This window comes from Secundilactobacillus sp. MJ173, from assembly GCF_059704265.1.
The window spans coordinates 55,435-81,505 of the sequence record NZ_BAAKGN010000013.1; the positions used below are offsets into that span (position 1 = coordinate 55,435).

Sequence of the window (26,071 nt, forward strand, 5' to 3'; positions counted from 1 at the left end):
GTTTCTTTATTCAGTGCTGTAGATTAGAGAGCAGTTAATCTTTAATCGTATCCACTTCGGCAGGTTCAAGATTCAAATTTTCTAGGATCAGGGTTGCGGTTTCTTCGATGGACTTGTTTGACACATTGATCACGAGGCAGCCGATCTTCTTATAAATTTCGTCAGCGTATTTAAGCTCTGCCTTGATTTTTTCCGTATCTGAATAGGCGCTTTCGGCTGGCAAGCCGTAAGAGATCATCCGTTGCTGGCGGATGCGCCGTAAGACTTTGGGACTGTTAGTCAAGCCAATGATCTTAGCTGGATCAACTTGCCATAATTCATCGGGCAGCTGTGAGGTTGGTGATAGTGGTAAATTGGCCACTTTAATCCCACGATTTGCCAGGAAAAGTGAAAGTGGTGTTTTGGAAGTCCGCGAAACGCCAAGAATGACAATGTCAGCTTTCAGGAGACCAGTGGGATCTTTACCGTCATCATAAGCCACGGCAAATTCCATGGCCCCAATACGGTCAAAGTAAGTATCAGTCAAGCTGTGGTTGATGCTTGGAATAGATGCAGGTTTCACGCCAGTTCTTTCAGTTAAAGCTTTGATGGCGGGTTGAAGGCAATCAAAGGCTTGCAGGTGGTTCTCCTCCGTAAAGTGCTGAATTTGTTCACTTAAAGTCGGTGTAACTAATGTATAGTAAATGACGGCATTTTTACGCGCAGCCATTTTCAAGATGCCGGTTAGAATCGACTCAGTTTGAATGAAGGGAAAACGTTGATACTTAACTTGGATGTCAGGAAATTGTGCCACGGCTGTTTGCGCAACAGTTAACGCCGTTTCACCGGACGAATCTGAGATAATGAAGATATCGATATCTGAATTTTCAGCCATAATGAAGCCCCCGTTATTTTCGATTTAGTCTAATTCTAGCACAGGTGAGAACTTGCGGGCGATATTTGAATTTCTGCGATAAAACTTAATTGAAATGATTGACGTGCGGGCATTAGGTAGGTATAATTAAAAGGAACTATTGGAAAGGGCTTCTTTTGTTGTTCATTTTCAATCGGTTACTACTAGAGCTCGGAGGGAGGGATTTACATGACAAAGACAATCGTTCGCAAAAACGAGTCTCTTGACGATGCTCTTCGGCGCTTCAAACGAACCGTTTCAAAAAGCGGTACCTTACAAGAATACCGTAAACGTGAGTTTTATGAAAAGCCAAGCGTTAAAAAGAAATTAAAATCAGAAGCAGCAAGAAAACGCAAGAACAAGAAGCGTTTCTAAGTTGCAACGGGGCTCCTGTATGACAGGAGTCTTTTTTTGAGGATTTGGACCAATTAATGACCATTAGGAGGTTTTGCACATGTCATTATCAGACACGCTTACAGAAGATTTAAAAACAGCTATGAAGGCTCGCGACAAGGTTGCTTTGAGCGTTATTCGGATGATCAAGGCAGCTTTAACCAACGAACGGGTTAAGCTGGGTCACGATTTAAGCGATGACGAGGAATTAACGGTACTTTCCCGTGAGCTTAAGCAACGCAAGGAATCACGTCAAGAATTTGCTGACGCAGGTCGCCAGGATTTAGTTGACGGTTTGGATGCTGAGATTAAGTTGGTGGAGAAGTATGCGCCAAAGCAACTGAGCGAGGACGAAGTTAAGCAGATTGTCACCGATACGGTGAGTGAAGTTGGCGCCAGTTCAATGGCTGACTTCGGTAAAGTGATGGGTGCTGTTATGCCTAAGCTTAAGGGTAAAGCTGATGGTAGTCTTGTTAACAAGACCGTAAAGTCTCTGTTAAGCAAATAATTCAATTTTAACCCCAAAAGGGACCGAGTAGCTGCGTTTAGACGGCTACTCGGTCCCTTTTTAATTAATCGGAAAGTGTTTTAATCACTAGTATGCCTGGGCGTGCAGACTAGCCATTAGTAATTTAATGCCGGCCTTCAGATCGGCTGGCTGAGTCAATTCATTGGGTGCGTGACTGATCCCGCCTTCACTGGGGACGAAAATCATCGTAGTGGGTGACACTTGATTCATCACGTAACTATCATGACCAGCACCGGAAGTCATGACCCGTGACGTGAGTCCTAATTGCTGTGCAATCAGCTCATTTTGTGAAAGCAGGTTTCTGTCAAACGTTGCCGGTGAATCTTTGACGTAACGCTTGAGGCTAACGTTGATTTGTGGATCTGTTAACTGATGTTGGCTGTTGTCGATGAACTGCTCGAATGCATCCAACACACGATCATCAGCATGACGGGCATCAATCGTAAAGGTTACAGTTCCTGGAATCACGTTTGACGTATTCGGTGAAACTGTTAGCTGACCCACGGTGAAGGTTAAATGATCGCTCAACTGGTGAGCATACTGGTTCAGTGACGAAATCATAGTTACTGTGGCTTGAAGTGCGTCGTGCCGTTCATCCATCGGGGTAGTGCCAGCGTGATTTGACTCGCCTTGAACGGTGACCGTCCAACGACGCTGACCAACGATGCCAGAAACTAAGCCAATCTGGTCGTGACTCGTAATCAGTCTAGGACCTTGCTCAACATGCAATTCGGTAAAACTAGCTGGAATCGCCGGTCGTTGCACCATCACGTTGGACAATGACTGCAGTTGGTTGACAGCATGATGACGAGCTTGTTCAAAACTTACACCGCCAGCATCGATTAACGCGGTCACTGATTGGTGAAGCGCATAGTATTTAGAACCGCTGAAGGTGGTGTTGAAGCGGCTACCTTCTTCTTCGCTAAAAGAAATGAGACGCAGGGTGTGCTGCGGTGTCCCCAGCCGATTTTTCAGTGCATTAATGGCTTGAAGGCCACCGAGCACGCCGTATAACCCGTCATATTTACCACCGTCAATGACGGTATCCATATGCGAACCAGTCGCAATCACTTGATCATCTTTACCGGGTAAGTCTAAGTAGACGTTGCCGTAGTTATCCACCATGGTGGTAAGACCGATTTGCTGACCGAAGTGGATCAAAGCCGACTGTGCGGCTATCCAGTTGGATGAATAGACCAAACGATTTTGACCAGTAGTGTGGTTAGAAAGCTGAATGATTTGCTGAAATCGGCGTTCAAAAGTCAGCCACTCATTAGTTTCACGAATCATTTGCTTAAGCCAGTTAACGGAGAAGAAGCGACCGCACCACGTTCAATAATGCGACCAGGACCGGCCAGATAGGCTTTTCGGCCAGCTTCAACACCGAGGCGAAAGGCCTCTGCCATGAGTGGAATATTTTGCGCGGTGGCCATAGAGGTGTTAGCCATGATGGCGTCAGCACCCATTTCCATCGCTGCGGCTGCTTCGCTAGGACGGCCAATCCCGGCATCAATAATCACCGGCACATCAATTTCATCAATCAAGATTTGAATCAGATCTTTGGTTGCTAAACCTTTATTAGTACCGATTGGAGCGGCTAATGGCATCACGGTGGCAGCTCCGGCATCCACTAACTGGCGAGCAACGTTTAGATCGGGCAGGACGTAGGGCATGACGATGAATCCTTCATTGGCCAATACTTCTGTGGCTTTGACGGTTTCGTTGTTGTCTGGCATCAAGTATTTTTTATCCGGGACAACTTCCAGTTTAATAAAGTTACTGCCACTGAGCTCTCGGGCTAAACGGGCGGTACGAATGGCTTCTTCAGCGTTGGTTGATCCTGAAGTGTTCGGCAAAATGGTAATCCCTTCAGGAATGTAGTTGAGAATATTTTCCTCGGCTGAATCCGTCCGACGTAACGCCATGGTGATGATCTGGGCCTTAGCCTGGTTGATGGCTGAATCAATCAGGTCATAAGAATATTTGCCGGATCCGAGAATGAAACGTGAGGTGAATGTGTGACCACCAATGGTGAGTAAATCTGCATCTTCAGACATGCTATTTCCTCCTAAATATTAGTTTCTCCTAAAATTAAACGGGTAATCATATTGGCTTCATGGCCGGCTGCAATCATGACTCGCGGTGCCATGAGCCCCTCTGCACCAGTAGTCGTGCCATCACCAGCAATGTAGAGGTTAGGGCGAACCTGCTTGGTTGTAATTGAGTTAGAACTGTGCGTGCCGGCCATCCCGGTAGCCATGACCATGGGTTTGTCAGGGAAAAATTCACTGGCAGCATCTAATAGCATGGCTTTGGCACTGGGATTGTCAAAGGCTTCACAGATAATATCGGCATCGGCAAAGAGTTCTGCTACGTTGTCATGGTCCACTTTTTGAACCAGCGTATCGATGGTGACGAAGGGGTTGAATTCTTGCAGATTTTGCTTAAGGGCAGTCACTTTATCCATGCCCACTTGGCTGAGTTTAAACTGCTGCCGGTTTAAATTACTCAGTTCAACCTGGTCGAAATCAATCAACGTTAAATGGCCGACACCGATACGAGCTAGTGCGATGGCGATGTTGGAGCCCAAACCGCCAGCGCCGGCGATGGTGACGTGGGCGGCGGTTAGACGGTCGGTGGAGTTAGCCACGTTACGGTCTTTCATCCCCTGATAAACATCCTCGATGGCCATTCCTTGAATGGTTGGCATAAGCAATCCCTCCTTAGCGTCCGCCGCCGACAAACGAAATCAGCTCCAGTTTGTCGTTTGGTTTAATCAACGTCTGCTCGTATTCAGGACGGTGGATAATCGTCCCGTTTAACTCCACGACAATGTTGTCGATGGGTGCTTCGCGTTGTTGTAAAAATGTGAGTAGGTTTTTGCCAGCAGCTTCCGCTAATGGCTCGCCGTTTACTGTAACCATAAAAAAGCCCCTTTCCGTTTGTCTACGAGGAAGGGGTTACATCAAGTCGAATTCTCAAAGCTATCCTGCATGAAAAAAGACCTTTCACGCAGGAAGGTCTTTGGACTGATAAATTCAGTAAAAGTTGTCTTCCTTCGGTAGTACAAACTACATCAGGTTCGATGGGTTTAATCTCAGCCAATTGGCACCCCAGACGAACTAACGTTATTTAATTTTTAGTTTGAGTCAGTTAAACGACTCATTGGTTATATTTATAAGCTAGAACATTGTGGAAGTCAAGCAAGAATATTCACGTGACAACTCAGAAAAATTTCGGTAGACTGTTGGCGAGAATTAAAAGTTCAGTCAATCTGGAGGCAAATAATGGAGATCAGTAAGCGACCACTTTACTTAGTTACCGATGCATTAGATTATTCCCAAGCAACGTTTTTAAACCGAATCGACGCTGCGTGTCAGGGTGGGGTAGACCTTGTTCAATTGCGCGAAAAAGACCTGACCAGCCTGCAGTATTTTCAGCGGGCGTACGCGGTCAAACAGATAACGGATAAGTACCGTATTCCACTGTTGATCGATGACCGGCTGGATATTGTTCAAGCGGTGGGAGCAGCAGGGGTTCATCTGGGTCAAAAAGATTTACCCGTTGACGTGGCACGACAGATATTAGGACCGGATGCCATCATTGGTGCGACCGCCAAAACGATGAATCAAGCTCGGTTAGCGGTTGAACAAGGCGCTGATTATCTGGGAGTAGGAGCAATTTTTCCTACAACCACCCACGTTGAAACCGTTCGAACCAGCGTTGATACGCTGAGGGCTATCAAGCAAGCAGTGGATATTCCGGTGTATGCGATTGGGGGGTTAAATGCCGATAACGTGGAGACGGTGAAGCCAGCTGGCGTTGATGGTGTGGCAGTTGTCTCAGCGATTATGAAAGCCGCTGATCCTTTAAAAGCGACTCAAAAATTACGGCGAAAGGTGATTGAAGTGACAAATTAAAAACGCTCATTGCAAAAAAAGAGCGTTTATTTGTAATATACAATTTTGATTATTGCTATATACAATATCTATTAACGTCGGCGATGTTTCACAATGGTAAAGAAATGCAAGATACTGGCTAGCAACACAAAGAAAATGACCACAAAGCTGACATAGATCAGCCAAAATTCACTAGCAGAAATCAAGTGAAATAAAAACTGGATGCCCATCGTTAAAAAGGCCATTACAGCAACCATGCAGAACAGTTCAATATAACGTTTCAATGTATTGTCATCTCGTTTCGGTTTAGTGATTAATTTGGTTCCCAATCGTTTACATTCAGCGAGTTTGGCAGCCGGAACCTGTTTCATGAACAGGGTGCCTGGCAAGACCAATTCGTTGATTTTAATGAGCCCTGCAGCAGACATAATTTTATCAATGGTACGAAAAGTGTTATCTGTGATACCAGAGACAAAGTTTTCAACTGTTCCGGCATAACAGCTGGTAATGCTCAGATAGTGTTTATTTTTGAACCGGTCTGGATGCGTACCCCCTTTATGATCAAAACGCACCAACCGGCCACGCATGCAATCGAGAAAATCCTTCATTCTACCGGCTAGGCCACCCCAGTATGTCGGTGCAGCGAATACCCAGACATCGCTTTCTAACAACTTGTCAGTGAGCTGGTCTAAAACTGGGTCGCGATGTTTCCCCTGATCAGGGTGGAATGGGTAGTCCTCCAAGTAAATCGTTTCCGTGACGTGGGGTGCCGGCACACTGTTTAAAACGGTGTTCAGCATGGTGGCAGTTAAGCCGTTTTGCCTGTGAGCTCCAAGAATCCCAAGTATTTTCAAAATAGTCCCCTGCTACTGATAACTTATAAAAAGTTATAGATTTTTCTTGCTTCTTCCTATCCTGCCTTGCACAAAACTCGCTAATACAGTTGATATGATAGTCCACAAGCGTTAATTCCCGGCTAGCCACCGGTACATTCTTTGAAGCCCGTTTTAGTAGGCTAGTTCAAAGTTTTCAGTATCCCTGATATTCAGGGCCGCATTAATATCACGATCGGCAGTATAATTACATTTAGGACATTGATAGGTTCGCTCACTTAGCTTTAAATCAACTTTCTTATAGCCACATTGATGGCATAACTTAGAAGTTGGTTCAAAACGGTGGGCCAAGTGCACTGGAATTCCTAACTGCTGGCATTTAGAAACTAATTTGATTCTAAAATTATAAAACCCTTGGTAACTAACAGCTTTAGCTAAATGCCGGTTTTTCATCATACCTCTAACATTCAAGTCTTCTAAGGCTACCCACTGCGGTTTGGTTCTCACTACAGCAGCAATAATCTTATTTTGATAATCTACCTGAATGTTGGTTAATCGTTGATATAAGCGTTGCACCTTCCGCTGAGTTTTAGCTAGATTAAAATCAGTAGCAGATTTCCCTTCTTTCTGTCTTCTAGCTTTCAGTGCATGATACTGACGGGACATTTTTCTTTGCAGGCGTCTAAGGCGTTTTCTGATGTATCTTACGCGACTGCTTTTATTCTGATTATGATACAGAGTACCATCATTTAAGATGGCAAATTCTTTTAGACCAAGATCAATACCAATTGGTTCGCCAGTCAGTGCTGACTTTGGCAGTTCAGCCTGTTCCACTAAACAGGTCAGGTAATACCGACCAGCCTTAATTTTAATCCGGCCTTGTTTGATAACGAAATGTTCTGAGTCTGTCGGAATGTAGCCCAACTCTTTCAAACGAACCCAGCCAAGCTTCGGTAACTTAATCCGGTGACGTTCGCAGGCAATCACTTGCGTATTACTGTTTTTAACAAAGTAGTAACTGCCTTGACCGCGCTTAAACGAACGCCAATGTGGGAAAACATTCAGCTTCTTAAAAAAACGCTTCATGGCAGTATCCGCATCAATAAAGGCCTGTTTAACCGATTTGGCATATAAATCCTTGATCCATATATCATCAGGGTTAGCTTCTAGATATTCATGGTTAAACCACTTACTAAAAGCGTAAGCATTTAAGTAGCAATAGCCCATTTCGTAGCGTTGCTGATTGATATCCAAAAACAGGTTGTAGGCCCAGCGACTGCCACCAATATGACAATCAATCTGCCAAGCCTGTTTTTCAGTCGGCTTAATTTCGACTTTATAGGTGAGTAACATCAGTTATTCCGCCTTATTGAATTTAATCACCAAGGTGAGGTGTCCCACATATTATACGGGATGGATTTAGCCCAAAAAGCCTTTTAATGAAATTCATATAAATCACTACATATAAGCTATTAGCTAATACGGAAAGTTTAGCTCCTAACTTTAACCTTGTGATATCTTTTACCAGACTTATAAGAATACAGAATAGGATAGAAGCACCACTTTACAAAGATTGATATCTTTGTAAAGCAAAACAGTTACTGTTTATTCCTCCCATTCTAAGCAATATCATAACGCAAAGCTGGGCCAATTTGGCCGCTAATTTCGTTATATGGTGATAAGTAAAACACGACAGTTTAATGCAAAGAGAGCGGGCTAATCGCTTATGTCACACTTGTTCGAGCTTTTCTGTTTGCTTTGTCGTATAATGGTCTAAGAAATCTATTTTAATGTAAAGGAGTCAATATTTTTTGGCTGACAATACGCAAACTGAAAAAGAATATATCTTAGCAAATCCGGAGCAGGGAGTGGCTATTTTGGGTGCGCAGGATCAGTTCGTTTCGCTCTTAGAAGAGGGACTGAACGTGACGGTTCATCCATTTGGGAATTCCATCAAGGTTGCTGGTGAGCCGTTCCAGGTTCAAAAGACCATGGATATCTTAAAAAATATGGATAAGTTGCTCCAACAAGGGATTCAACTGAACAGCGCTGATGTGGTCAGCGCTATGAAGATGGCAGATAAGGGCACTTTAGAGTACTTCTTGGATCTGTACACAGAAACCTTGATCAAGGATGCTAAGGGTCGGGCTGTTCGGGTTAAGAATTACGGACAGCGGCAGTACGTTGATGCCATCAAGCATAACGATATTACTTTTGGTGTTGGCCCCGCTGGTACGGGGAAGACATACTTGGCTGTGGTCATGGCGATTGCTGCTTTGAAGCGTGGTGACGTGGAGAAAATCATTTTGACGCGGCCTGCCGTTGAAGCTGGTGAGAGCCTGGGCTTTTTGCCAGGGGACTTAAAGGATAAGGTTGATCCTTATCTACGACCAATCTATGATGCTTTGTATGCTATTCTTGGCGCAGAGCACACTAACCGGTTAATGGAACGCGGTGTGATTGAGATTGCGCCATTAGCCTACATGCGTGGCCGAACTTTGGACGGGGCGTTTGTAATCTTGGATGAGGCTCAAAACACCACTAACATGCAGATGAAGATGTTTCTGACACGGTTAGGCTTTGGTTCGAAGATGATCGTTAACGGTGATATTACCCAAATCGATTTACCACGTCATAGTCAAAGCGGCTTGGTACAGGCAACTGGCATTTTAAAGCATGTCAACCATATCGATTTTGTGCAGTTTACCGCTGACGACGTGGTTAGACACCCAGTCGTTGCCGCAATCATTAATGCCTATGAAGCAGTTGAAAATAAATAAGGACGAGTATAAAAAATGGATTTAGAAATTTATGATGAAACTAAAAACGGTGTACCAGAAGAACATGTTCAGTTAGTCAAAGACGTGCTGGAATACGCTGGGAAGTACATTAAACTCAAAGAAAATACCGAAATGTCGGTAACATTTGTGAATAACGACCGGATTCAAGAAATTAACCGCGAATATCGTGGTGTTGATCGGGCCACTGACGTCATCAGTTTCGCCATTGAAGACAGTGCTGAAGACGATGAATTTCCAATCGTGATGGATGAAGAATTGGAAGAGGAGATTCCAGAAAATATTGGCGATATTTTCGTTTCTGTGGATAAAGTGGGCGAGCAAGCCGAATACCTGGAACACTCTTATGAACGTGAACTGGGTTTCTTAGTTGTTCACGGTTTTCTCCATCTTAACGGTTATGACCACATGGAGCCGGAAGACGAAAAAGTAATGTTCAAACTGCAAAGGGATATACTCGACGCTTATGGGCTTAAACGATAAACAAATTAATAAAAATCACAATTTTTTCCAATCACTGATTCATGCTCTGGATGGCATATACAGTTTAGTGTCTACGGAGCGGAATTTTCGCAAGCACATTAGCTTTGCTATCATTGCGGTCATCATGGGGATTTGGTTGCACTTGACGACTAACGAGTGGCTGTGGATTACCTTAGCTATCTTCGTAGTGGTCGTAGCTGAGGTTTTGAACACCGTCGTGGAGTCGATCGTCGATTTAATCGTTGGTCACCACTACCATGATGAGGCTAAAAAAGCGAAGGACGTTGCTGCTGGTGGCGTCTTGATTGCGGCTTTTTTTGCGGTGGTGATTGGCTGTTTGATTTTTATTCCGGAACTGTTACAGGAATTTCACGTTCATTTATAGGAGGATAAATTATTTTGGATAACCCAAATTATCGAAGTGGTTTCGTAGCCATTGTTGGTCGGCCAAACGTCGGCAAATCAACCTTACTTAACCGAGTAGTGGGTCAGAAAGTGGCTATCATGTCTGACAAGCCACAAACCACCCGTAACAAGATTCAGGGAATTTATACCACGGATGATGCTCAAATCGTGTTTATTGATACACCAGGGATTCACAAGCCTAAGAGTGAATTAGGGGACTACATGATGAAGTCAGCTTTGTCTTCCCTTAACGAAGTGGACGCAGTGATCATGATGGTTAACGCGGAACAGCGTCGTGGCGCCGGTGATAACTTTATTATTGACCGTCTGAAAACCGTTAAAAAGCCGGTTTATTTGGTTGTGAATAAGATCGATCAGATTACGCCGGATGATTTATTGGTCGTTATCGATCAGTACAAGGATGCCTTAGATTGGCAAGAAGTCCTGCCAATCTCTGCTTTGGAAGGGAACAACGTTGAAGAACTGCTCAGCGAGTTAGTTGGCAAGTTACCTCATGGTCCTCAGTATTACCCAGAGGATCAGGTGACCGATCACCCAGAACGGTTCGTGGTTTCTGAACTAATTCGTGAAAAGATCTTCCAGTTGACCCGTCAGGAAATTCCCCATTCAGTCGCAGTGGTAATTGACAAAATGAGTCGTCAAAACGAACAGAAAATTCACGTTCAGGCGACCATCATCGTTGATCGACCAACGCAAAAAGGAATTTTAATCGGTAAGGGCGGTTCCATGTTAAAGAAAATCGGGACACTGGCTCGTCAAGATATTGAAAACTTGTTGGGCGATAAAGTTTACCTTGAACTTTGGGTGAAAGTTGTTCCGGGCTGGCGTGATAAGTCTTCAGCACTACAGTCATACGGGTACCGTAAAGACGATTATTAGAGTGTGGTGATACCATGGCCGGACAACTCATGAATTTTCATGGCATTGTCATGTATCAAAAAGCGTATCGTGAACGAGATATGCTGATTAAGTTTTTTACCGAAGAAGCGGGCAAGCGGATGTTCTTCATTCGCGGGGCCAAAAAACGTGGCTTTAAGATGACGGCGGACTTGCTGCCGTTTACTTACGGTGTGTACGCTGGCGATATTCGGGAACCGGGCCTGTCGTTTATTAACGCGGCTAAGGATACCGAGAACTTCACTAATATTGCTCAGGATATTTCTAAAAACGCCTACGCCACGTATATGATGTCATTGTTGGATATGGCGATTCCCGACAACCAACCCCTTGGTGGCTGGTATCAACGGCTTTTTCACGGGCTGTCTTTAATCAACGATGGGCTGGATGAAGCTATCATTACTAACATCTTCGAAGTCCAAATGATGAGTTTGTTTGGTGTAGAACCTAACTTAAGACAGTGTGTGATTTGTGGCCGAACGGATCTGCCCTTTGATTATTCCGAATCTTACGGTGGCCTGTTGTGTCAAGCACATTGGCACCTAGACCCTAACCGGCTAGACTTAGATCAGCGGACGATTTATTATTTGCGGCAATTTTCAGCCGTAGATTTAACCAAACTGAAAACCATTAGTGTCCACGAAGAAACGAAGCAGCACTTGCGTCGAGCACTGGATATGATTTATTCAGATACTATTGGGGTTTATCCCAAGTCCAAACGTTTCTTAGATCAGATGATGAAGTGGCAACCGTTGGATAAGTCGAAAAAAGATTAAAAACCAAACTAAAAACGTCTGTAACTGGTCAAAGACCAAGTTGCAGACGTTTTTGTGTGCCAGAAAATATTCAATTAGAAAATAGAGATGTTTATTCTGGATCAGTTGCGACTAAACCACCAGCAAGGTTGTTCAAGTTAGGCTTGTCAGTCTTAACGATCAGCTGTTCGTTGACAAAGGCCATTTCACCAATGTGGCTCATTTCACGGCCGTAACCGGAAAGTTTGACACCACCAAATGGTAATTCTGGTAAGGTTACCATGAAGTTGTTCACGAAGACCATCCCAGTTTCGATTTGAGCGGCAACTTCCGCACCGTGGTCAGCGTCGCCAGCAAAGACGATACCACCCAAGCCATAAGGGTTGTCGTTAGCAAGTTCAATGGCTTCTTCTTCAGAGTGAACTTTGTAAACAGCAGCAACTGGGCCGAACATTTCTTCTGAGTAAGCAGGGTTGTCCTTGTCGATATCAGTTAAGATGGTTGGCATGAAGAATTGACCTGGTAGATCGATTGGTTCGTTACCATAGACGACCTTAGCGCCTGCAGCGATTGCAGCATCAACTTGTTTTTGCAGTTTATCCTTAGCTTTTGCACGGTTCATTGGTGCTAAAGAAGTTTTAGGATCCAGTGGGTCACCGGGAACGACTTTGCTGAACTTTTCCTTCAGACCTTCAACAAATTGATCGTAAACTTTATCCATCACGATAAAACGCTTGGATGAAGTACATACTTGACCCGCGTTATAGAGACGGGCACGCCATGCGATATCGATCACGTCATCCATGTTAGCGTCATCTAACACAATAAATGGATCCATGCCACCGAGTTCCATGGTGTTCTTCTTCAGGTTCTTGCCAGCAGCTTCCGCAACAGCGGTACCGCCACGTTCTGAACCGGTCAGCGCAACGCCTTGAACCCGAGGATCTTCAATGGCTTCAGTGACTTTATCATACGATAGGAATAGGTTAGTTAATGAGCCTTCTGGCGCACCAGCTTCAGCCACAACGTCCGCAAACATTTGGGCGCTGGTTGGGGTGTTGGCAGCGTGCTTCAAAATCATTGGGTTACCGACGATAAAGTTAGGTGCGAATACCCGCATGATTTGGTAGTATGGGAAGTTCCAAGGTTCTACCATCATGACGATACCCGTTGCGGAATGGTGAATCTCGGCCGTTCCAGTAGCGATGGTATCGATGGTTTCAGGTTTTAGGATTTCCTCGCCATGATCAGCGAACCAGTCGGCAATAATGGCAACCAGTTCAACTTCGCCTTCTGATTCGCGAAGTAACTTACCCATGTCGATGGTGCAGGCACGTGCCAGTTCTGCGGAGTGTTCACGTAACTTGGCTGCCACGTTGTGCAGAATCTTAGCTCGTTCGGCCACCGGTTGTTTACGGTTCTTTTTATAAAGTGCGTGGCCGGTTGCTAAGGCCGCCTGTAATTCTGCTTCAGTGGTATAAGCGTATTCCTTAACTGCTTCGTTGTTGTACGGATTGATCGTTGCATAAGCCATTAGATAATTCCTCCTTCTAGTTTATGGAAAACTAGGTTAAAAATAAATTGGTTAACCATCCATAACCTTTTTGATACAGTATGAGGATACCCTTTTTTGTATTCGTTTACAATACCTTTGCTTGTGATATTTAATTCAAAATCCTTTTAGAACAGTTAAAATATGGACTGTTTAGTTCACAAAATCAAGGATAAGAATGAATGGAATTGTGGAAACAATTAAATTGATGGCGATTAAATTGTAAATTGGTATAGCTTAATGCAACGGTTCTTTCACGTGAGCTTTAACGCCCCCTAAATCTCCAATACCAGTTATAATCAGGCCATTAAGAGTAGATTGGGGGTTGTTAAAATGAGTGAAACTCAGCCACGACGGTGGTGGATTTTACTTTCTATCGGAATTTTTGCGTTTATGAGTAACTTGGATGCTAGTATTGTCAACGTTGCCATGCCGGTGATGGCCAAACAGTTAGTGATTCCCATGAATCAGATTGAATGGGTGGTGTCCGTTTATTTGATCGTGGTAAGCGCGCTATTGCTATTTTTCGGTAAATTAGGTGATATGTACGGTAAAATAAATATTTTTCGGATTGGGACCGCTATTTTCATCATCGGGTCCTTCATCTCCGGTCTGCAGTGGACCTTCGAATGGCTGTTACTAGGTCGGGTGATTCAGGGCATCGGATCGGCAATGACGTTATCCAATACTTATGGCATTACCACCGCCACTTTTAGTTTGAAGGAGCGAGGGAAAGCCATGGGACTGATTGGAACTTTTGTTTCATTTGGGGCTGTGGCCGGTCCAGGGGTCGGAGGACTGGTGCTGTCTCACTTTAGCTGGGGGTATATATTCTGGCTCAACGTGCCTTTGGGGATTTTTGCAATTATTCTGGGTCAGATCGTGCTGCCAAAATCAACGCCGGAATCAGCGGATAAACAAATTGACTGGTCTGGATTTGTGTCATTTGCCTTATTAATCGTGAGCTTATTCTTGGCGATTTTCTGGGGGCAAGAAGTGGGTTACTTCACGGCAGTGCCACTGGCGGGGTATGTGATCGCGATACTATCCTTGATATGGTTTATCCGTGCAGAGCAGCACAGTTCAGTACCGCTGATGCCCCTAAGTATTTTTAAAATCAAACCCTTTTCTTACGGCATTGGTGCCGCCATTTTAATTTTCTTCTCGAACTTTTTCACCGTTGTGCTGATGCCATTCTATCTGGAAGACGCACGGCAGTTAAGCGCTGGACAGGCGGGCTTGTTGATGATTATTTTTCCGGTGGTCAGCATGATTGCTGGACCAATCGGTGGTGTGCTAGCCGATCGCTTTAACCCGGCTAAGATTGTGACGCTGGGGCTGAGTACCGTTGCGCTATCGCAGTTGGGTTACTGGTTTTTAGACCTGCACAGTTCACTGTGGATTTATGGCGGCATTACCGTGATGATGGCAATCGGTACGGGATTGTTCCAATCGCCTAACAGCGATATTGTGATGTCAGTGGTAAGCAAGGATCAGTTAGGTAGTGCCGGCAGTATCAACGCCTTGGCACGAAACGTCGGCATGGTTTCCGGCACGGCGCTTTCCACTACCGTATTGTTCAGTGTTATGAGCTGGATTGCCCATACCAAAGTCACCACTTATTTGCCCAATCATCCTGAACTATTCATTTCGGGAATGCACGTGGCATTTACGGTATCCTTCGTGTTGATCGTGTTCGCCATTCTGCTGTCGTTAAGGCAAGGTGAGCTTGATCTGAAGTAATTAGCAATCGAGATTGACTTTTATTTTCCAGACGCTTAGAATAATGGAGAATTGAATAGTGATCGGCAATGAAAAAAGAGGGTTGATTCAACGGTTAAACAGCGACTTCGGGTAAGTGTGAGCCGGAGTGATCGTGAATTGATTGGCACTTTTAGAGCTGGCGCAAACGAAGCTGCTGGGGTGATCCCAGAAGTAGGGTGGAACCGCGAAAATCAATTTTCGTCCCTACGTAGGTCTACAAGACTACGTTGGGACGTTTTTTTGTGCCTGATCATCGCCGTCACACAATAGGAGGATATTAGTTTTGACCAAGAAATTGTCAATGCAACAAATCATCTTGACCTTGCAGCAATATTGGTCCGCACAAGGCTGCATGTTAATGCAGGCTTACGATACGGAAAAGGGTGCCGGAACCATGAGTCCTTACACTTTTTTGCGGGCAATCGGTCCAGAACCTTGGAACGCGGCCTACGTTGAACCATCACGGCGGCCAGCGGATGGTCGGTATGCTGAAAACCCTAACCGGTTATATCAACACCACCAGTTTCAAGTTGTGATGAAGCCTTCACCAGAAAACATTCAGGAACTTTATTTAAATAGTTTGAAAGAATTGGGTATCGATCCCTTGGAACACGATATTCGTTTCGTTGAAGATAACTGGGAAAACCCTTCAATGGGCTGTGCCGGTGTTGGTTGGGAAGTTTGGCTTGATGGGATGGAAGTCTCACAATTTACCTACTTCCAAATCGTCGGTGGCCTAGAAGTGGACCCTGTCACTTCAGAAATTACTTACGGTCTCGAACGTCTAGCTTCATACATCCAAGACGTTGACAGTGTCTTCGACTTGGAATGGGGCGACGGTGTACTGTACGGTGATATTTTCCGTGAACCCGAAGTGGAACACTCCACTTACAGTTTTGAAAAGAGCAACCAAGAGATGTTGCTGCAGATGTTTGACGATTACGAAGCAGAAGCCAAGAAGCAGATTGCTAACGGTCTCGTGCACCCAGCTTACGACTACATCTTAAAGTGTTCTCACACCTTTAACCTGTTAGACGCTCGCGGTGCTGTTTCCGTTACTGAACGAGCCGGCTACCTGTCTCGGATTCGTCGTATGGCACACAGCGTTGCCAGAGCCTTCGTTGATAAACGGAAAGAATTTGGCTTCCCGTTGATCAAGGACGAAGAAAAACGGCAAGCATTATTAGCAGACGGGGAGGACAAAAAGTAATGGCACATACATTTTTACTTGAAATTGGTTTGGAAGAGATGCCCGCTCACGTTGTGACGCCAAGTATTCAGCAATTAGTCCAAAAAACCAAGAAGTACCTCAAAGATGAACGTATCAGTTTTGATGACGTTAAATCATTTTCAACACCACGTCGGCTAGCCGTTCAAATCAGCGGTCTGGCTGACAAGCAGCCCGACATTGATGAAGAAGTTAAGGGCCCAGCTAAGAAAATCGCCTTGGATAAAGACGGTAACTGGTCAAAGGCCGCTCAAGGTTTTACCCGTGGTCAAGGCGTGACGGTTGACGATATTACCTTTAAAGAATTAAAGGGTACCGAATACGTTTACGTTGAAAAACACATTGCTGGCCAATCAGTTGAATCAGTATTGGCTGGTTTGAAAGATGTTGTCACTGGCATGACTTTCCCAACCATGATGAAGTGGGGCAGTTACCACTTTGAATACATCCGTCCAATCAAATGGTTGGTCGCTTTGTTAGATGACAAGGTGATTCCATTCCAAATCTTGGATATTGCAACGGACCGGAAGACGCGCGGTCACCGGTTCTTAGGTAAGACCATCACCTTGGCAAATGCCACCGATTACGAAGACGCTTTGAACAGCGAATTCGTCATTGCGGATGCTAAGAAGCGCAAGGCTGAAATTCAACAGCAGATTGAAAAGATTGCCGCTGACAATAACTGGGTGATCAAGTTGAACCCAGACTTATTGGAAGAAGTGAACAATCTAGTTGAATGGCCAACTGCCTTTACCGGTGGTTTTGATGAGAAATACCTGTCGATTCCAGACGAAGTGTTGATTACATCAATGCGTGACCACCAACGGTTCTTCTACGTGCTGGATCAAAACGGCAAGCTGTTGCCACACTTTGTTTCGGTCCGTAATGGGAACGCTGACCACATTCAAAACGTGGTTGCCGGTAACGAACGTGTGCTGGCTGCCCGGTTATCTGATGCCATGTTCTTCTATGAAGAAGACCAGAAGCAGACTGTTGCAGACTACGTAGAACGCTTGAAGTCTGTTAGCTTCCACGACAAGATCAGTACCATGTATGACAAGATGCAGCGGGTTGCTGTCATTGCCGAAAACATGGGTAAGAAGCTAGGCTTAGACGATACGCAAATCAAAGACGTGGTTCGTGCTGCTCACATCTATAAGTTTGACCTGGTAACGGGTATGGTCGGTGAATTCGCCGAACTGCAAGGGGTCATGGGTGAAAAGTACGCTTTACTAAACGGTGAAAATGCCGTGGTAGCGCAAGCTGTTCGTGAACACTACATGCCGATTTCAGCCGATGGTGATTTACCAGAATCCACTGTTGGTGCTGTCTTGGCCATTGCTGACAAGATTGACAGCATTTTGACCTTCTTCGCCGCTGGGATGATTCCAAGCGGTTCCAACGACCCATATGCGTTGCGTCGTCAGGCCACTGGCATCGTGCGGATTATCCGCACTAACAAGTGGCACTTCGACCAGCAGATGGTAGAAGACGCCATTGCTGCTGAAACCAGTGCTAACGTAGCCCCTGATTTGGATCAAAAAGCCCAAGTTAAAGCTGTTGGCGACTTCTTACGTGACCGGATCAAAGTCACCTTATTGGGCGAAAAGGTTAAGCACGATATCGTGGATGCCGTCATTGGCGGACCAAACACGGATCTGCTGGACAACTTTACCAGCGCCCAAGTTTTGAGTGATCACCAAAATGATGATGACTTCAAGGGTACAATTGAAGCCTTGACTCGAGTTCTGCGGATTGCTCAGAAGGCTGATAAGAGTAAGGTAACTGCCGTTGATACCAGTTTATTTGATAACGACAGTGAACCAAAACTTCACGAGGCTGTAGAACAGGTTGCTCAACAAGCATCAGAGTTGGATATTCCGGCTTACTACGATGCGCTAGCTGGGTTGAAGTCGGTGATCAACGACTATTTCGAAGCCACTATGGTCATGGCCGATGACGAAAAGGTTAAAAATAACCGTCTCAGTCAGTTAAGCCAGTTATCCGATTTGATCCTACATCTCGGCGATCTTAACCAGCTAATCGTTAAGTAAACAATTGGTCTAACGCACTTCTAGCCCTGTCTGGCTGTGTTACTCGACAACGGGGTTAAAAGTGATATAATTAAGATACGCTATTAATGAAACTGAAATCAAATACCAGCTTGAGCGGCGGAGGCTCAGGCTGGTTTTTTGTTGTAAAAATACCGCTATTGATTTCACGACTATGTTAAAATCAACTTGTTAAGGTATAGTGATTAATCAATTAGGGGGAAAACGGATGTTAAATAGATGGGTAAAAGGGTTACTCACAGTGAGTGTGATTGCTGGCGGTATTGGTGCCAGCTCAGTCATAGCCCAAGCTAAGAGTTATGCGAAAGTGGTGAAAACGTCCCGGGCGTTGATCCAATCGAGTACTTACATGAATGTTACGGGTAAAAACGCGCTTTACAACAAGGTTGGGACAACTAAGGGCGCTAAGGTCGTCAAAACAACTAGTCAGCTTAAAAAATACGCCACTTCAAAGCGTGGTATGGATTCTTTCATGTGGCTGCAAACAGCGACCACGAATCGTCACAGTGTCTACGTTAAAATTGCGACATTTGATCATAAGGTGAAAGGCTGGATTTATACGGGTAAAACAACCAATTATCGCATTGGTGATGTTCGATATAAGGATGCCGCCCATACTAAGCCAGCTGGAGGCGTCACCGTCTTTCGTACAGTTACGCCTAGTCCCTTAACCACGGATGAGGCTACCGGTTTCTACCACTTGGCTAATCCTGGTACTGCCAATGATGGGACGGCGAAGGTATATTCCACACCATTTGAGACTAGTCCGTATACCGTGGCGATCAATATGCCAAACAAGGTTTCGTCAGCTGACTACTCCAATGATGTGTTTGTGATTATTGGTGCCGAGACGCGGACTCGCCAAGGTGATCGCTGGTTAAGCGTCCAGGATCTCTCTAACAGTCGGATTGCTGGCGTCATTAGGGCGGGATCCTTGAAAAAGATTGCCCCCGTTAGTGCAAAGGATGGCGTAACAGTCAATTACGTTGAGAAGAGCACTGGTAAAACAGTGGGTTCAGTAATCGTCCCGTTTGGCGCAGCAGTTGGCAAAACGACTATGGATTTTGGCTATGAATTTGATACTCATCCAGGTGCGTCTTTGCAGTACATGAACATGCCTGCTGGTTACGTTGGTGCTTATTCGGAGAATGATTTCTTCGGTACTCAACCGGGCACGTTCAACGTTAAGAAGGGCGCCGTGGTAACTTATTATGTCCAGGCTAAGGTGAACTAGGGCTGATTGAAAATTAAAACAACGCAAAAGACGTTCAGTGTGTGCAATATGCTGAACGTCTTTTTATTTGAGTCAAATTTAAAACGCTTACATAAACAAATCGTTATCGTTTGAACACATTTTTAATTGACCCCAATATATCATGACTCGTATAATTAATAAGTTACTAATTCAATAATAACGGCTGATTACTAGTCTGTTTGGGAGAAGAGAAAATGTCGAAGATGTTCAAAACGGTACTGTCATTGATCGTAGCGATGACGATTTTGGCGGTACCAGCGGGTATTACTGGAGAACCAGACAATGCCAATGCAGCAACCATGGTTTACGTCACCAGAACGGGTAAGCACTACTTTTATCATCGCCATAACCGTGGGCTAAACCGGGCGCGAAAAGTGTTCAAGGTTAGTTTGCAAACTGCCAAGCACAGGGGCTTGACACTGGCTAAAACCGATCAGGCAACCGCGCATCACAAGCGAGTAACGCATCACCGCCACGTGAAGCGTCGTACAGTTGTGAAGCGAGTGCCTGTGAAGCATATCAAGCAGGCCAAAGCCAGCGCTTCAGGGTTACAAAAACTCAAGTATCACGGGCAGCAAATCGTGATCATCAATCATAATCAGCCGAAGTTAAACCGGCTGAGTATTAAGAAAGGTGCCTGGCAGCATTACGGGAACCTGGACCGGTTGAACAGGGTGACTACGGCTGATGCCATGTTAAACAAACGGCTGATGCCACATGCTGAGCGTCAACCGCTATACGTTAATCCCACTGGTTGGCACAATAAACGCGGTCATGGTGGCTGGCTTTACAACCGGAGTCATTTAATCGGCTATCAGCTGACCGGTCAAAACAATAATCTGAAGAATCTCATGACGGGAACGCGATCACTGAACGCACCCGGTATGGAAAAGTACGAAAACCAAGTGGCGAGTTATTTACGGAGCAGCCGCTCACATTATGTGCGCTACGAAGTTAAACCGGTCTTTGCTGGTAATAACTTATTGGCAAACGGGGTGGAAATGCAGGCTGAATCAATTGGTAGCCACGCGATTCGGTTCAACGTCTACATCTTTAACGTTCAACCAGGCTTCCATTTGAATTATCGAACGGGTACTAGCAAGGCAGCTTGATTTTTAAATCAAATCATTAGAAAACGCCCAATACTCTGTGTTTCTGTCGCAGAATATTGGGCGTTTTTATTTCTGGGAGATCTGATTGATAAGCGGTTTTAATTCATTTGCAGTAAGCTGTTTAATTCAGTAACTTTGTCTGCAAAGCCGCCACTGTTTCATAAATATCAGCGTTGACAGCTTTCAGCTGTCCTAACTGCGTGCTAGGCGACCAAGCTGCTGAAAAACAGTGGATGCCAGCAGCTTGGGCAGCCTTGATATCACTGGTAGCATCACCGACATATGCTAATTCGTTTGGAGCAAGGTGCTGAGTGGTTAGAAGATGCTTGAGGTTATCCGTTTTGACGTTGCGGTCCGGTGAGCCCACCAAAACGGGCTTAAAGTAGCCGGTCAAACCTAGCGTTTCCAGCGAGATGTCACACGCCTGCTGACCCTTACCAGTGAGCAGGGAGATTTGGATACCATGATTGGTTAAATTCTGGAGTAGATCTACGATGCCAGGAAATGGCTGTCGCAAGTTTTCATGGGCCTGCTGATAAACTTCGTAAAAGTAATTCGAAGCGGTATCTAATGGCACACTCTGTAATAAGCTGCGAAGCATGCCCTGTTCGTTGGTGCCAAAGGTGTCAAAAATTTGCTGGTCATCAATCTGTTCACCCGTAAAGTGCTGCACCGTGCTGTGAAACGACTTCAAAATCACCGGAAAAGTGTCTGCCAAAGTGCCGTCTAAATCAAAACTGATCATGTGATACATATGATTCACCCAACTTTCTAAGTGCCTTAATATTAGTTTTAGTATTGCACGCTGATTGGTTGGGTTCAAGGTGTGACTGTATGAAAACTGTTACGTGACTATTTACGAAACTATATAGTAGTTAGATTTGCGTTTCAGCAAGTTACGAAATTAACCTTTAATCTTAGGAATACCTATTTTTCAATCGCTTTATGAAAGATTAAAGGCTAAATCGTATTTCCTGAGATACAGATATGCTAAAATATAGATAATGAAGTCTGGATGTGTAAATAGTTGGCTGATATTGACAGCATAAAGAACATATTAAGATCGATTCGACAGCAGCGAAGGCTTTGGAAATTAAGCCGACGTCGGAAAAATCAACAAACTTTGAGTGTTCTTGGAATTGATGATAAATTGGCATTAGATATTATTGATAATAATTTAACATACCAAAATTACATTTCTGGACCAGAATTAGATAATCACACACCGATTATACCTGGAGCAATATGGGTATTTGGCTTGAACATTAACGGTGAAGATTGCTATTTAAAGTTTCAGGACCGGCCTAATGGCGCAGTGATTTGGATATCATTACATATTTCCGAATTTCCAATGTTATTTCCATATGGCAAAAATAGGCATTCATCTTAAGGGGGACATCAAAATGACGACTAAAAAGAGGTTTTACAACGAAGAATTAGGTACAACAGACTTGTACACCGAGGTCTGGACGCTTGAGACAGTTAGGGTTAAAGATGTTGATGATTTGTTAGTGGAAAATCACTATTGGCAGGATTCTGATGGTGAATTGTGGAGTGACTTTGATCATCCGATGGAAAATGTTGAAAGGTCTTTTGATGCTTATCGGATGCGTAAAGGGTATATGACACCACAAGAAATCAGAACATTGCGGGAAAATATGGGGTTGTCAGTTAGAGAATTTGCGGATGAACTAGGTATCGCGTCGTCCACTCTGACTCAGATAGAAAATAACCGGCGAGTACAGGTCAAGTATCAAGAAAATTTGTTCCGGAGTGCTGAGAGAGATTATCGAAATGGTATTTGCCATAAAATAAATTCTCCCCAAACTACTAATGAGTTTTTAAATCAGCGTTTAGCTACTTCTACCTATGCTTCGCATACACCTAAATATAAAACCATCAAGTTAAGCAAATTTGATAAAGAGTTTAAGCTAACTAATTTTGGAGGGATAGCATAATGAACGCATTAGAATTTGAGGGATACCACGTTGATAATATGCAGTATCAACGAAATTTAGATTATAAAGTGACATCAAAATGCGATATCAAGTTAAATCCCAAGATTACGGTGAATAATCACATCAATGCCAATTATATTGATGTGTCTTTGTCAGTCTTAGTAGGATCAACTAGAGATTCGAAAGTACCGTTTGAGGTCACATGTACGCTTACTGGGTCATTCACGTATCACCCAGAGGCTGATAAAGACAATGTTGGTCCTGACAGTTTGGTCCGTAATAATGCAGTCGCAATTCTTTATCCGTATCTTCGAACTGCGATATCCACACTCACAATGATGTCGAATGAATATCCGAGTTACATTATGCCAACTGTTAATGTGAGTGAAGTAATAGCTAAGCAAAATGGTAATAGTGACAGGTTGTAAGACGGGTGATGAACGCTCGTCTTTTTTATTGAGATATAAATGTTTATTCTCGATTAAGTTGATTGAATTAGAGAATAGTTGATATTTATTTTCTTGAAAATGATTCGCTCAATGCTAATAATTTAATAAAAATATTGCATATATCATATTTACTTTAAAAAAATTCAATAAAATACTGTAAATAATTAAAAGACCGTGTATACTTGAATTATAAAATCTGAAAGGGGTTAGTATACATGACAGACTTAAAACTTGACCCAGAACTGAATCAAAAAATTGTAGATGGCATTCTTTCTGGTTATAAGTCATATTTAGCGGAACGTAAGCGTGCCAGCGATATGCTTAAAATCAGTGATGCTTATGCTTGGACTCGTGGAAATCATGTCGATTCTAAGGTGTGGGAACAATGTGAAAGCTTAGAGGGTCTTAGTTGTACTGCTGGGAAGGCAGGACGTTCTTGGCGATACCTGCAAATCACGCTGAATTCAAACAATAACAAATACTTGATCTTGGTAAAAAATGCGACTTCGGCTAGGAAAACTTTCGATGCAGCACCTGCTGATGCTAACAAGGATAACTACTTATTCGATTTTGCGCGTGCTAACAATCACCTTGTGCAGAATGGTGAACTTAAGGGTGATTTAGTTGGTCAAATGTCATTGGATTTATACGATCTACCGAACCAAAGTGACTTAGCGGAATTTAAAGCTCAAAATGGCGATATAGCCCAATTTGACCGATTCTACATAGTGACTTATGATACTGATGAAAATAAAATGATTAAGAATATCTATTTGACGGTACCCAACCAACAAAAGATGACCTTATATATCGCGGACAACTTAACACCATATATTGAAAAGAGTAATGTCGAAATTGGCGATGAAGAATTGGCTGCTGTGAAAAATGATCGTATTCCAGATAGCACTTATTCAAATAGTGAGTTTTCATTTGGTTACGAGGTACCTTCGAGAAAGGAAGAAACTGGCGATCAAGATATTCAAAATGGGTAACTTCTTTAGAAAGATGTGATTGGTATGTTTTTTGGCGAGAAATTAGTTAATCTTAGAGAGCTCAATGGCATGTCCAGAAAAAATTTGGCGGATAAACTGTCGATTTCTGAACAGGCTGTTTGGCAGTACGAAACCAAGGACGTTATTCCTAAGATTGAGGTTTTAAACCAAATCCGAAACTTGTTCAATGTTGAGTCGAAGTATTTTTTTGAGAATGGTGAGTTACAGAGGAGTGTTGACGAATCCCAGGTTGCATACCGATCTAAGGATCGTGATTCTCGAAAGAAGACGCGCTTGGAACTGAGATTCTTAGATTTTCAAAATTACTATCTTGATGTATTTGAGCAGACTTTGAAACTGCCACAATCGACTATCTCTGATCTCCAAAAACGGGTCCAGAACTACATTGAAAAGAACCCTGGAATGGCGCGCAATCAGCTGATTGAGACTATTGCTAAAGGTAGTCGGAAAATACTTAAAGTTACTGATAATCGTGATTTGATGTATGTGTTAGAGCGTAGTGGGATATATATTGTAGAAAAGGACCTCGGCGCCACCATTGATGCATACAGTGCATCGACATCTGAGCGGACGTTCATTGTGCTGGGAAACATCAAAAAGTCAGCAGTGCGTAGAAACTTCGATTTGGCGCATGAACTAGGTCACATTTTGCTTCATCGTGACATTGATATGGCCATTCTTGATAAATCAGAAGTTGATGAATTGGAGAGTGAGGCCAATGCTTTTGCTGGAGCATTCTTGCTGCCTCAAGAGCAATTCACGCAGGATTTTCAGCAACTCACTCGCAAATCAAATCCTGACTTCTATCTTGATCTAAAACAAAAATACGCTGTTTCAATCGCTGCCATGGAGCTAAGAGCTTACCATATTGGATTAATGTCTTATCAGGAACATCGATATTTCTGGGGTAAATTATCCAAATTGGGGTATAAAAGTCTTGAACCTCTAGATGATAAGTTGGTCCCTTTGAAGCCAGGTAAAATCAGAGCATTAGTTAAACTCGTTTTAGATCATCATCTCATTAACGCTTCCGAGTTCTTTGAACAGCGGCATATTCTGCCAAACTTTTTGGTGAAATTATTCAGTCTTGATGATCATTTCTTTGATCAGTATGTGGAAAAATCACCGAAGTATTTCAATGAGGATTCTATTATTTCCATGCTGGATGATTATCGGCAAGGGTGATAATAAAACAATATGTGTTTCAAAATTAGGCGGTTAGAATGAGATTACAGTCTGAGTGCTTTTTATGGCCCTTTGTGAAACTATAAAATTCACACAAAAATGGTACCTCTACATTGTGAGGTACCATTTTTGTTATTTATGGGGTGCTGTTAATACAAAGAGTATCAAAAAAGCGTTAATTCCGGGATCCATGGTATTGAGGTGCATGCTTTTAAATACTTAAGTATTAGTTGAGTATCTCCACAAGCAAGTTAATCGACAGAACAACATTGTGTGTTATATTTTAGATATATTAAATCCGACTAGTATTTGGATAATTACTGATTAAATTGGGGGCACTAATAATGAAATATCGCACTGTTAACGCTATAAAAAAACCAATTCCTGTTAAAGCCGTTCAAACTAGGATACCTTTAGATATACAGACATTAGAAGGAATTATGCATGCTAATATTGGAGACTGGATTATCACTGGAGTTGAAGGGGAGCAATGGCCGGTAAATCAAGAAATTTTTGAAAAAACTTATTATATTCTGGACTAACTCTGATGTGTACCCCCAAAGTCGCTTCCAACTTTG

At 43.6% G+C, this 26,071-nt stretch carries 28 protein-coding genes and 1 riboswitch; of the genes, 19 read left to right on the forward strand and 9 right to left on the reverse strand.

What is annotated here, in order from left to right; all coding sequences use genetic code 11:
* Nucleotides 1–34 precede the first annotated feature (34 nt).
* Entirely contained in the window at nt 35–874 is an 840-nt protein-coding gene (locus AC6H04_RS02050; protein ID WP_497570116.1) for a pyruvate, water dikinase regulatory protein, read from the reverse strand.
* Nucleotides 875–1,081: 207 nt separating this feature from the next.
* Between AC6H04_RS02050 and rpsU the strand changes: the two genes are divergently transcribed.
* Together rpsU and AC6H04_RS02060 are read left to right on the forward strand one after the other, a co-directional pair.
* Entirely contained in the window at nt 1,082–1,267 is a 186-nt protein-coding gene (gene rpsU, locus AC6H04_RS02055; protein ID WP_497570117.1) for a 30S ribosomal protein S21, read from the forward strand.
* 79 nt (nt 1,268–1,346) lie between these two features.
* On the forward strand, nt 1,347–1,793 hold the full coding sequence (locus AC6H04_RS02060) for a GatB/YqeY domain-containing protein (protein WP_497570118.1): 447 nt from the start codon (nt 1,347–1,349) through the stop codon (nt 1,791–1,793).
* Nucleotides 1,794–1,880: 87 nt separating this feature from the next.
* Here AC6H04_RS02060 and AC6H04_RS02065 read toward each other — a convergent pair whose 3' ends face one another.
* From AC6H04_RS02065 to thiS, 4 genes are read right to left on the reverse strand one after another with little or no spacing between them, the layout of a single operon-like run.
* A complete protein-coding gene (locus tag AC6H04_RS02065; RefSeq protein WP_497570119.1) occupies nt 1,881–3,104 on the reverse strand; it encodes a M20 family metallo-hydrolase in 1,224 nt (407 codons plus the stop codon).
* Complete coding sequence (locus tag AC6H04_RS02070; RefSeq protein ID WP_497570120.1) at nt 3,101–3,871, reverse strand: thiazole synthase; 771 nt, start codon at nt 3,869–3,871, stop codon at nt 3,101–3,103. The genes AC6H04_RS02065 and AC6H04_RS02070 overlap by 4 nt, the downstream gene beginning before the upstream one ends.
* 11 nt (nt 3,872–3,882) lie before the next feature.
* Nucleotides 3,883–4,524: a sulfur carrier protein ThiS adenylyltransferase ThiF gene (thiF, locus tag AC6H04_RS02075; protein WP_497570121.1), complete on the reverse strand. Its 642-nt coding sequence runs from the start codon at nt 4,522–4,524 to the stop codon at nt 3,883–3,885.
* Nucleotides 4,525–4,537: 13 nt separating this feature from the next.
* Entirely contained in the window at nt 4,538–4,738 is a 201-nt protein-coding gene (gene thiS / locus AC6H04_RS02080) for a sulfur carrier protein ThiS (protein WP_098824854.1), read from the reverse strand.
* Nucleotides 4,739–4,850: 112 nt separating this feature from the next.
* Nucleotides 4,851–4,940, reverse strand: a riboswitch (TPP riboswitch).
* 161 nt (nt 4,941–5,101) lie between these two features.
* Here thiS and thiE point away from each other — a divergent pair.
* Nucleotides 5,102–5,734, forward strand: coding sequence for a thiamine phosphate synthase (gene thiE, locus AC6H04_RS02085; RefSeq protein ID WP_497570122.1), 633 nt, complete (start codon nt 5,102–5,104; stop codon nt 5,732–5,734).
* A 71-nt stretch (nt 5,735–5,805) separates the two neighbouring features.
* Here the strand turns inward: thiE and AC6H04_RS02090 are convergent, their stop codons facing one another.
* Complete coding sequence (locus AC6H04_RS02090; protein ID WP_497570123.1) at nt 5,806–6,567, reverse strand: flavodoxin family protein; 762 nt, start codon at nt 6,565–6,567, stop codon at nt 5,806–5,808.
* A 153-nt stretch (nt 6,568–6,720) separates the two neighbouring features.
* Nucleotides 6,721–7,899, reverse strand: coding sequence for an RNA-guided endonuclease InsQ/TnpB family protein (locus AC6H04_RS02095; protein WP_497570124.1), 1,179 nt, complete (start codon nt 7,897–7,899; stop codon nt 6,721–6,723).
* 458 nt (nt 7,900–8,357) lie between these two features.
* Here AC6H04_RS02095 and AC6H04_RS02100 point away from each other — a divergent pair, with 458 nt between their 5' ends.
* Genes AC6H04_RS02100 through recO form a run of 5 tightly spaced genes read left to right on the forward strand, consistent with a single transcriptional unit; the run spans nt 8,358 to nt 11,926 of the window.
* Complete coding sequence (locus tag AC6H04_RS02100; protein ID WP_497570125.1) at nt 8,358–9,326, forward strand: PhoH family protein; 969 nt, start codon at nt 8,358–8,360, stop codon at nt 9,324–9,326.
* Between the two features lie 15 nt (nt 9,327–9,341).
* Nucleotides 9,342–9,827: an rRNA maturation RNase YbeY gene (gene ybeY / locus AC6H04_RS02105; RefSeq protein ID WP_098824846.1), complete on the forward strand. Its 486-nt coding sequence runs from the start codon at nt 9,342–9,344 to the stop codon at nt 9,825–9,827.
* On the forward strand, nt 9,811–10,212 hold the full coding sequence (locus AC6H04_RS02110) for a diacylglycerol kinase family protein (RefSeq protein WP_497570126.1): 402 nt from the start codon (nt 9,811–9,813) through the stop codon (nt 10,210–10,212). Before ybeY ends, AC6H04_RS02110 begins: the two co-directional genes overlap by 17 nt.
* A 14-nt stretch (nt 10,213–10,226) precedes the next feature.
* Nucleotides 10,227–11,132, forward strand: coding sequence for a GTPase Era (era, locus tag AC6H04_RS02115; protein WP_497570127.1), 906 nt, complete (start codon nt 10,227–10,229; stop codon nt 11,130–11,132).
* A 14-nt stretch (nt 11,133–11,146) separates the two neighbouring features.
* Nucleotides 11,147–11,926, forward strand: coding sequence for a DNA repair protein RecO (gene recO, locus AC6H04_RS02120; RefSeq protein WP_497570128.1), 780 nt, complete (start codon nt 11,147–11,149; stop codon nt 11,924–11,926).
* Nucleotides 11,927–12,017: 91 nt separating this feature from the next.
* Here recO and AC6H04_RS02125 read toward each other — a convergent pair whose 3' ends face one another.
* Complete coding sequence (locus AC6H04_RS02125) at nt 12,018–13,439, reverse strand: NAD-dependent succinate-semialdehyde dehydrogenase (protein ID WP_497570129.1); 1,422 nt, start codon at nt 13,437–13,439, stop codon at nt 12,018–12,020.
* Between the two features lie 351 nt (nt 13,440–13,790).
* Between AC6H04_RS02125 and AC6H04_RS02130 the strand changes: the two genes are divergently transcribed.
* The 5 genes from AC6H04_RS02130 (at nt 13,791) to AC6H04_RS02150 (ending at nt 20,888) form a co-directional block, all read left to right on the forward strand.
* Nucleotides 13,791–15,200, forward strand: coding sequence for an MFS transporter (locus tag AC6H04_RS02130; protein WP_497570130.1), 1,410 nt, complete (start codon nt 13,791–13,793; stop codon nt 15,198–15,200).
* A 304-nt stretch (nt 15,201–15,504) separates the two neighbouring features.
* Nucleotides 15,505–16,431 carry a glycine--tRNA ligase subunit alpha gene (gene glyQ, locus AC6H04_RS02135; RefSeq protein WP_497570131.1) on the forward strand — a complete coding sequence of 309 codons (927 nt, stop codon included), beginning with the start codon at nt 15,505–15,507 and terminating at the stop codon, nt 16,429–16,431.
* Nucleotides 16,431–18,503: a glycine--tRNA ligase subunit beta gene (gene glyS, locus AC6H04_RS02140; protein WP_497570132.1), complete on the forward strand. Its 2,073-nt coding sequence runs from the start codon at nt 16,431–16,433 to the stop codon at nt 18,501–18,503. The genes glyQ and glyS overlap by 1 nt, the downstream gene beginning before the upstream one ends.
* A 226-nt stretch (nt 18,504–18,729) precedes the next feature.
* Nucleotides 18,730–19,755 (forward strand): hypothetical protein, encoded by a 1,026-nt coding sequence (locus AC6H04_RS02145; RefSeq protein WP_497570133.1) that lies wholly within the window; start codon nt 18,730–18,732, stop codon nt 19,753–19,755.
* Nucleotides 19,756–20,012: 257 nt separating this feature from the next.
* Nucleotides 20,013–20,888: a DNA/RNA non-specific endonuclease gene (locus AC6H04_RS02150; RefSeq protein ID WP_497570162.1), complete on the forward strand. Its 876-nt coding sequence runs from the start codon at nt 20,013–20,015 to the stop codon at nt 20,886–20,888.
* Between the two features lie 121 nt (nt 20,889–21,009).
* Here the strand turns inward: AC6H04_RS02150 and AC6H04_RS02155 are convergent, their stop codons facing one another.
* Nucleotides 21,010–21,642: an HAD family hydrolase gene (locus AC6H04_RS02155; protein WP_497570134.1), complete on the reverse strand. Its 633-nt coding sequence runs from the start codon at nt 21,640–21,642 to the stop codon at nt 21,010–21,012.
* A 273-nt stretch (nt 21,643–21,915) separates the two neighbouring features.
* Between AC6H04_RS02155 and AC6H04_RS02160 the strand changes: the two genes are divergently transcribed.
* From AC6H04_RS02160 to AC6H04_RS02185, 6 genes are all read left to right on the forward strand, one after another.
* Nucleotides 21,916–22,278: a hypothetical protein gene (locus AC6H04_RS02160; protein WP_497570135.1), complete on the forward strand. Its 363-nt coding sequence runs from the start codon at nt 21,916–21,918 to the stop codon at nt 22,276–22,278.
* Nucleotides 22,279–22,291: 13 nt separating this feature from the next.
* A complete protein-coding gene (locus tag AC6H04_RS02165) occupies nt 22,292–22,846 on the forward strand; it encodes a helix-turn-helix domain-containing protein (RefSeq protein WP_497570136.1) in 555 nt (184 codons plus the stop codon).
* Nucleotides 22,846–23,274: a protein-export chaperone SecB gene (locus tag AC6H04_RS02170; protein WP_497570137.1), complete on the forward strand. Its 429-nt coding sequence runs from the start codon at nt 22,846–22,848 to the stop codon at nt 23,272–23,274. Before AC6H04_RS02165 ends, AC6H04_RS02170 begins: the two co-directional genes overlap by 1 nt.
* 236 nt (nt 23,275–23,510) lie before the next feature.
* Nucleotides 23,511–24,287: a spr1630 family ClpXP-sensitive toxin gene (locus AC6H04_RS02175; protein WP_497570138.1), complete on the forward strand. Its 777-nt coding sequence runs from the start codon at nt 23,511–23,513 to the stop codon at nt 24,285–24,287.
* A gap of 24 nt (nt 24,288–24,311) precedes the next feature.
* A complete protein-coding gene (locus tag AC6H04_RS02180; protein ID WP_497570139.1) occupies nt 24,312–25,493 on the forward strand; it encodes a spr1629 family repressor/antitoxin in 1,182 nt (393 codons plus the stop codon).
* 344 nt (nt 25,494–25,837) lie between these two features.
* Entirely contained in the window at nt 25,838–26,035 is a 198-nt protein-coding gene (locus tag AC6H04_RS02185) for a hypothetical protein (protein WP_497570140.1), read from the forward strand.
* The last annotated feature ends 36 nt before the right edge of the window (nt 26,036–26,071 follow it).

Excerpts from the sequence above, each read along its gene's own strand:
- rpsU (WP_497570117.1), top strand. The coding sequence starts at position 1,082 with ATGACAAAGACAATCGTTCGCAAAAACGAGTCTCTTGACGATGCTCTT.
- ybeY (WP_098824846.1), top strand. The coding sequence starts at position 9,342 with ATGGATTTAGAAATTTATGATGAAACTAAAAACGGTGTACCAGAAGAA.
- recO (WP_497570128.1), top strand. The coding sequence starts at position 11,147 with ATGGCCGGACAACTCATGAATTTTCATGGCATTGTCATGTATCAAAAA.
- AC6H04_RS02065 (WP_497570119.1), bottom strand. The coding sequence starts at position 3,104 with ATGATTCGTGAAACTAATGAGTGGCTGACTTTTGAACGCCGATTTCAG.
- AC6H04_RS02095 (WP_497570124.1), bottom strand. The coding sequence starts at position 7,899 with ATGTTACTCACCTATAAAGTCGAAATTAAGCCGACTGAAAAACAGGCT.
- glyS (WP_497570132.1), top strand. The coding sequence starts at position 16,431 with ATGGCACATACATTTTTACTTGAAATTGGTTTGGAAGAGATGCCCGCT.
- thiF (WP_497570121.1), bottom strand. The coding sequence starts at position 4,524 with ATGCCAACCATTCAAGGAATGGCCATCGAGGATGTTTATCAGGGGATG.
- AC6H04_RS02165 (WP_497570136.1), top strand. The coding sequence starts at position 22,292 with ATGACGACTAAAAAGAGGTTTTACAACGAAGAATTAGGTACAACAGAC.
- AC6H04_RS02050 (WP_497570116.1), bottom strand. The coding sequence starts at position 874 with ATGGCTGAAAATTCAGATATCGATATCTTCATTATCTCAGATTCGTCC.
- AC6H04_RS02125 (WP_497570129.1), bottom strand. The coding sequence starts at position 13,439 with ATGGCTTATGCAACGATCAATCCGTACAACAACGAAGCAGTTAAGGAA.
- AC6H04_RS02130 (WP_497570130.1), top strand. The coding sequence starts at position 13,791 with ATGAGTGAAACTCAGCCACGACGGTGGTGGATTTTACTTTCTATCGGA.
- AC6H04_RS02060 (WP_497570118.1), top strand. The coding sequence starts at position 1,347 with ATGTCATTATCAGACACGCTTACAGAAGATTTAAAAACAGCTATGAAG.
- AC6H04_RS02150 (WP_497570162.1), top strand. The coding sequence starts at position 20,013 with ATGACGATTTTGGCGGTACCAGCGGGTATTACTGGAGAACCAGACAAT.
- thiE (WP_497570122.1), top strand. The coding sequence starts at position 5,102 with ATGGAGATCAGTAAGCGACCACTTTACTTAGTTACCGATGCATTAGAT.
- AC6H04_RS02070 (WP_497570120.1), bottom strand. The coding sequence starts at position 3,871 with ATGTCTGAAGATGCAGATTTACTCACCATTGGTGGTCACACATTCACC.
- AC6H04_RS02175 (WP_497570138.1), top strand. The coding sequence starts at position 23,511 with ATGACAGACTTAAAACTTGACCCAGAACTGAATCAAAAAATTGTAGAT.
- AC6H04_RS02170 (WP_497570137.1), top strand. The coding sequence starts at position 22,846 with ATGAACGCATTAGAATTTGAGGGATACCACGTTGATAATATGCAGTAT.
- AC6H04_RS02145 (WP_497570133.1), top strand. The coding sequence starts at position 18,730 with ATGTTAAATAGATGGGTAAAAGGGTTACTCACAGTGAGTGTGATTGCT.
- AC6H04_RS02155 (WP_497570134.1), bottom strand. The coding sequence starts at position 21,642 with ATGTATCACATGATCAGTTTTGATTTAGACGGCACTTTGGCAGACACT.
- AC6H04_RS02185 (WP_497570140.1), top strand. The coding sequence starts at position 25,838 with ATGAAATATCGCACTGTTAACGCTATAAAAAAACCAATTCCTGTTAAA.
- AC6H04_RS02180 (WP_497570139.1), top strand. The coding sequence starts at position 24,312 with ATGTTTTTTGGCGAGAAATTAGTTAATCTTAGAGAGCTCAATGGCATG.
- thiS (WP_098824854.1), bottom strand. The coding sequence starts at position 4,738 with ATGGTTACAGTAAACGGCGAGCCATTAGCGGAAGCTGCTGGCAAAAAC.
- AC6H04_RS02110 (WP_497570126.1), top strand. The coding sequence starts at position 9,811 with ATGGGCTTAAACGATAAACAAATTAATAAAAATCACAATTTTTTCCAA.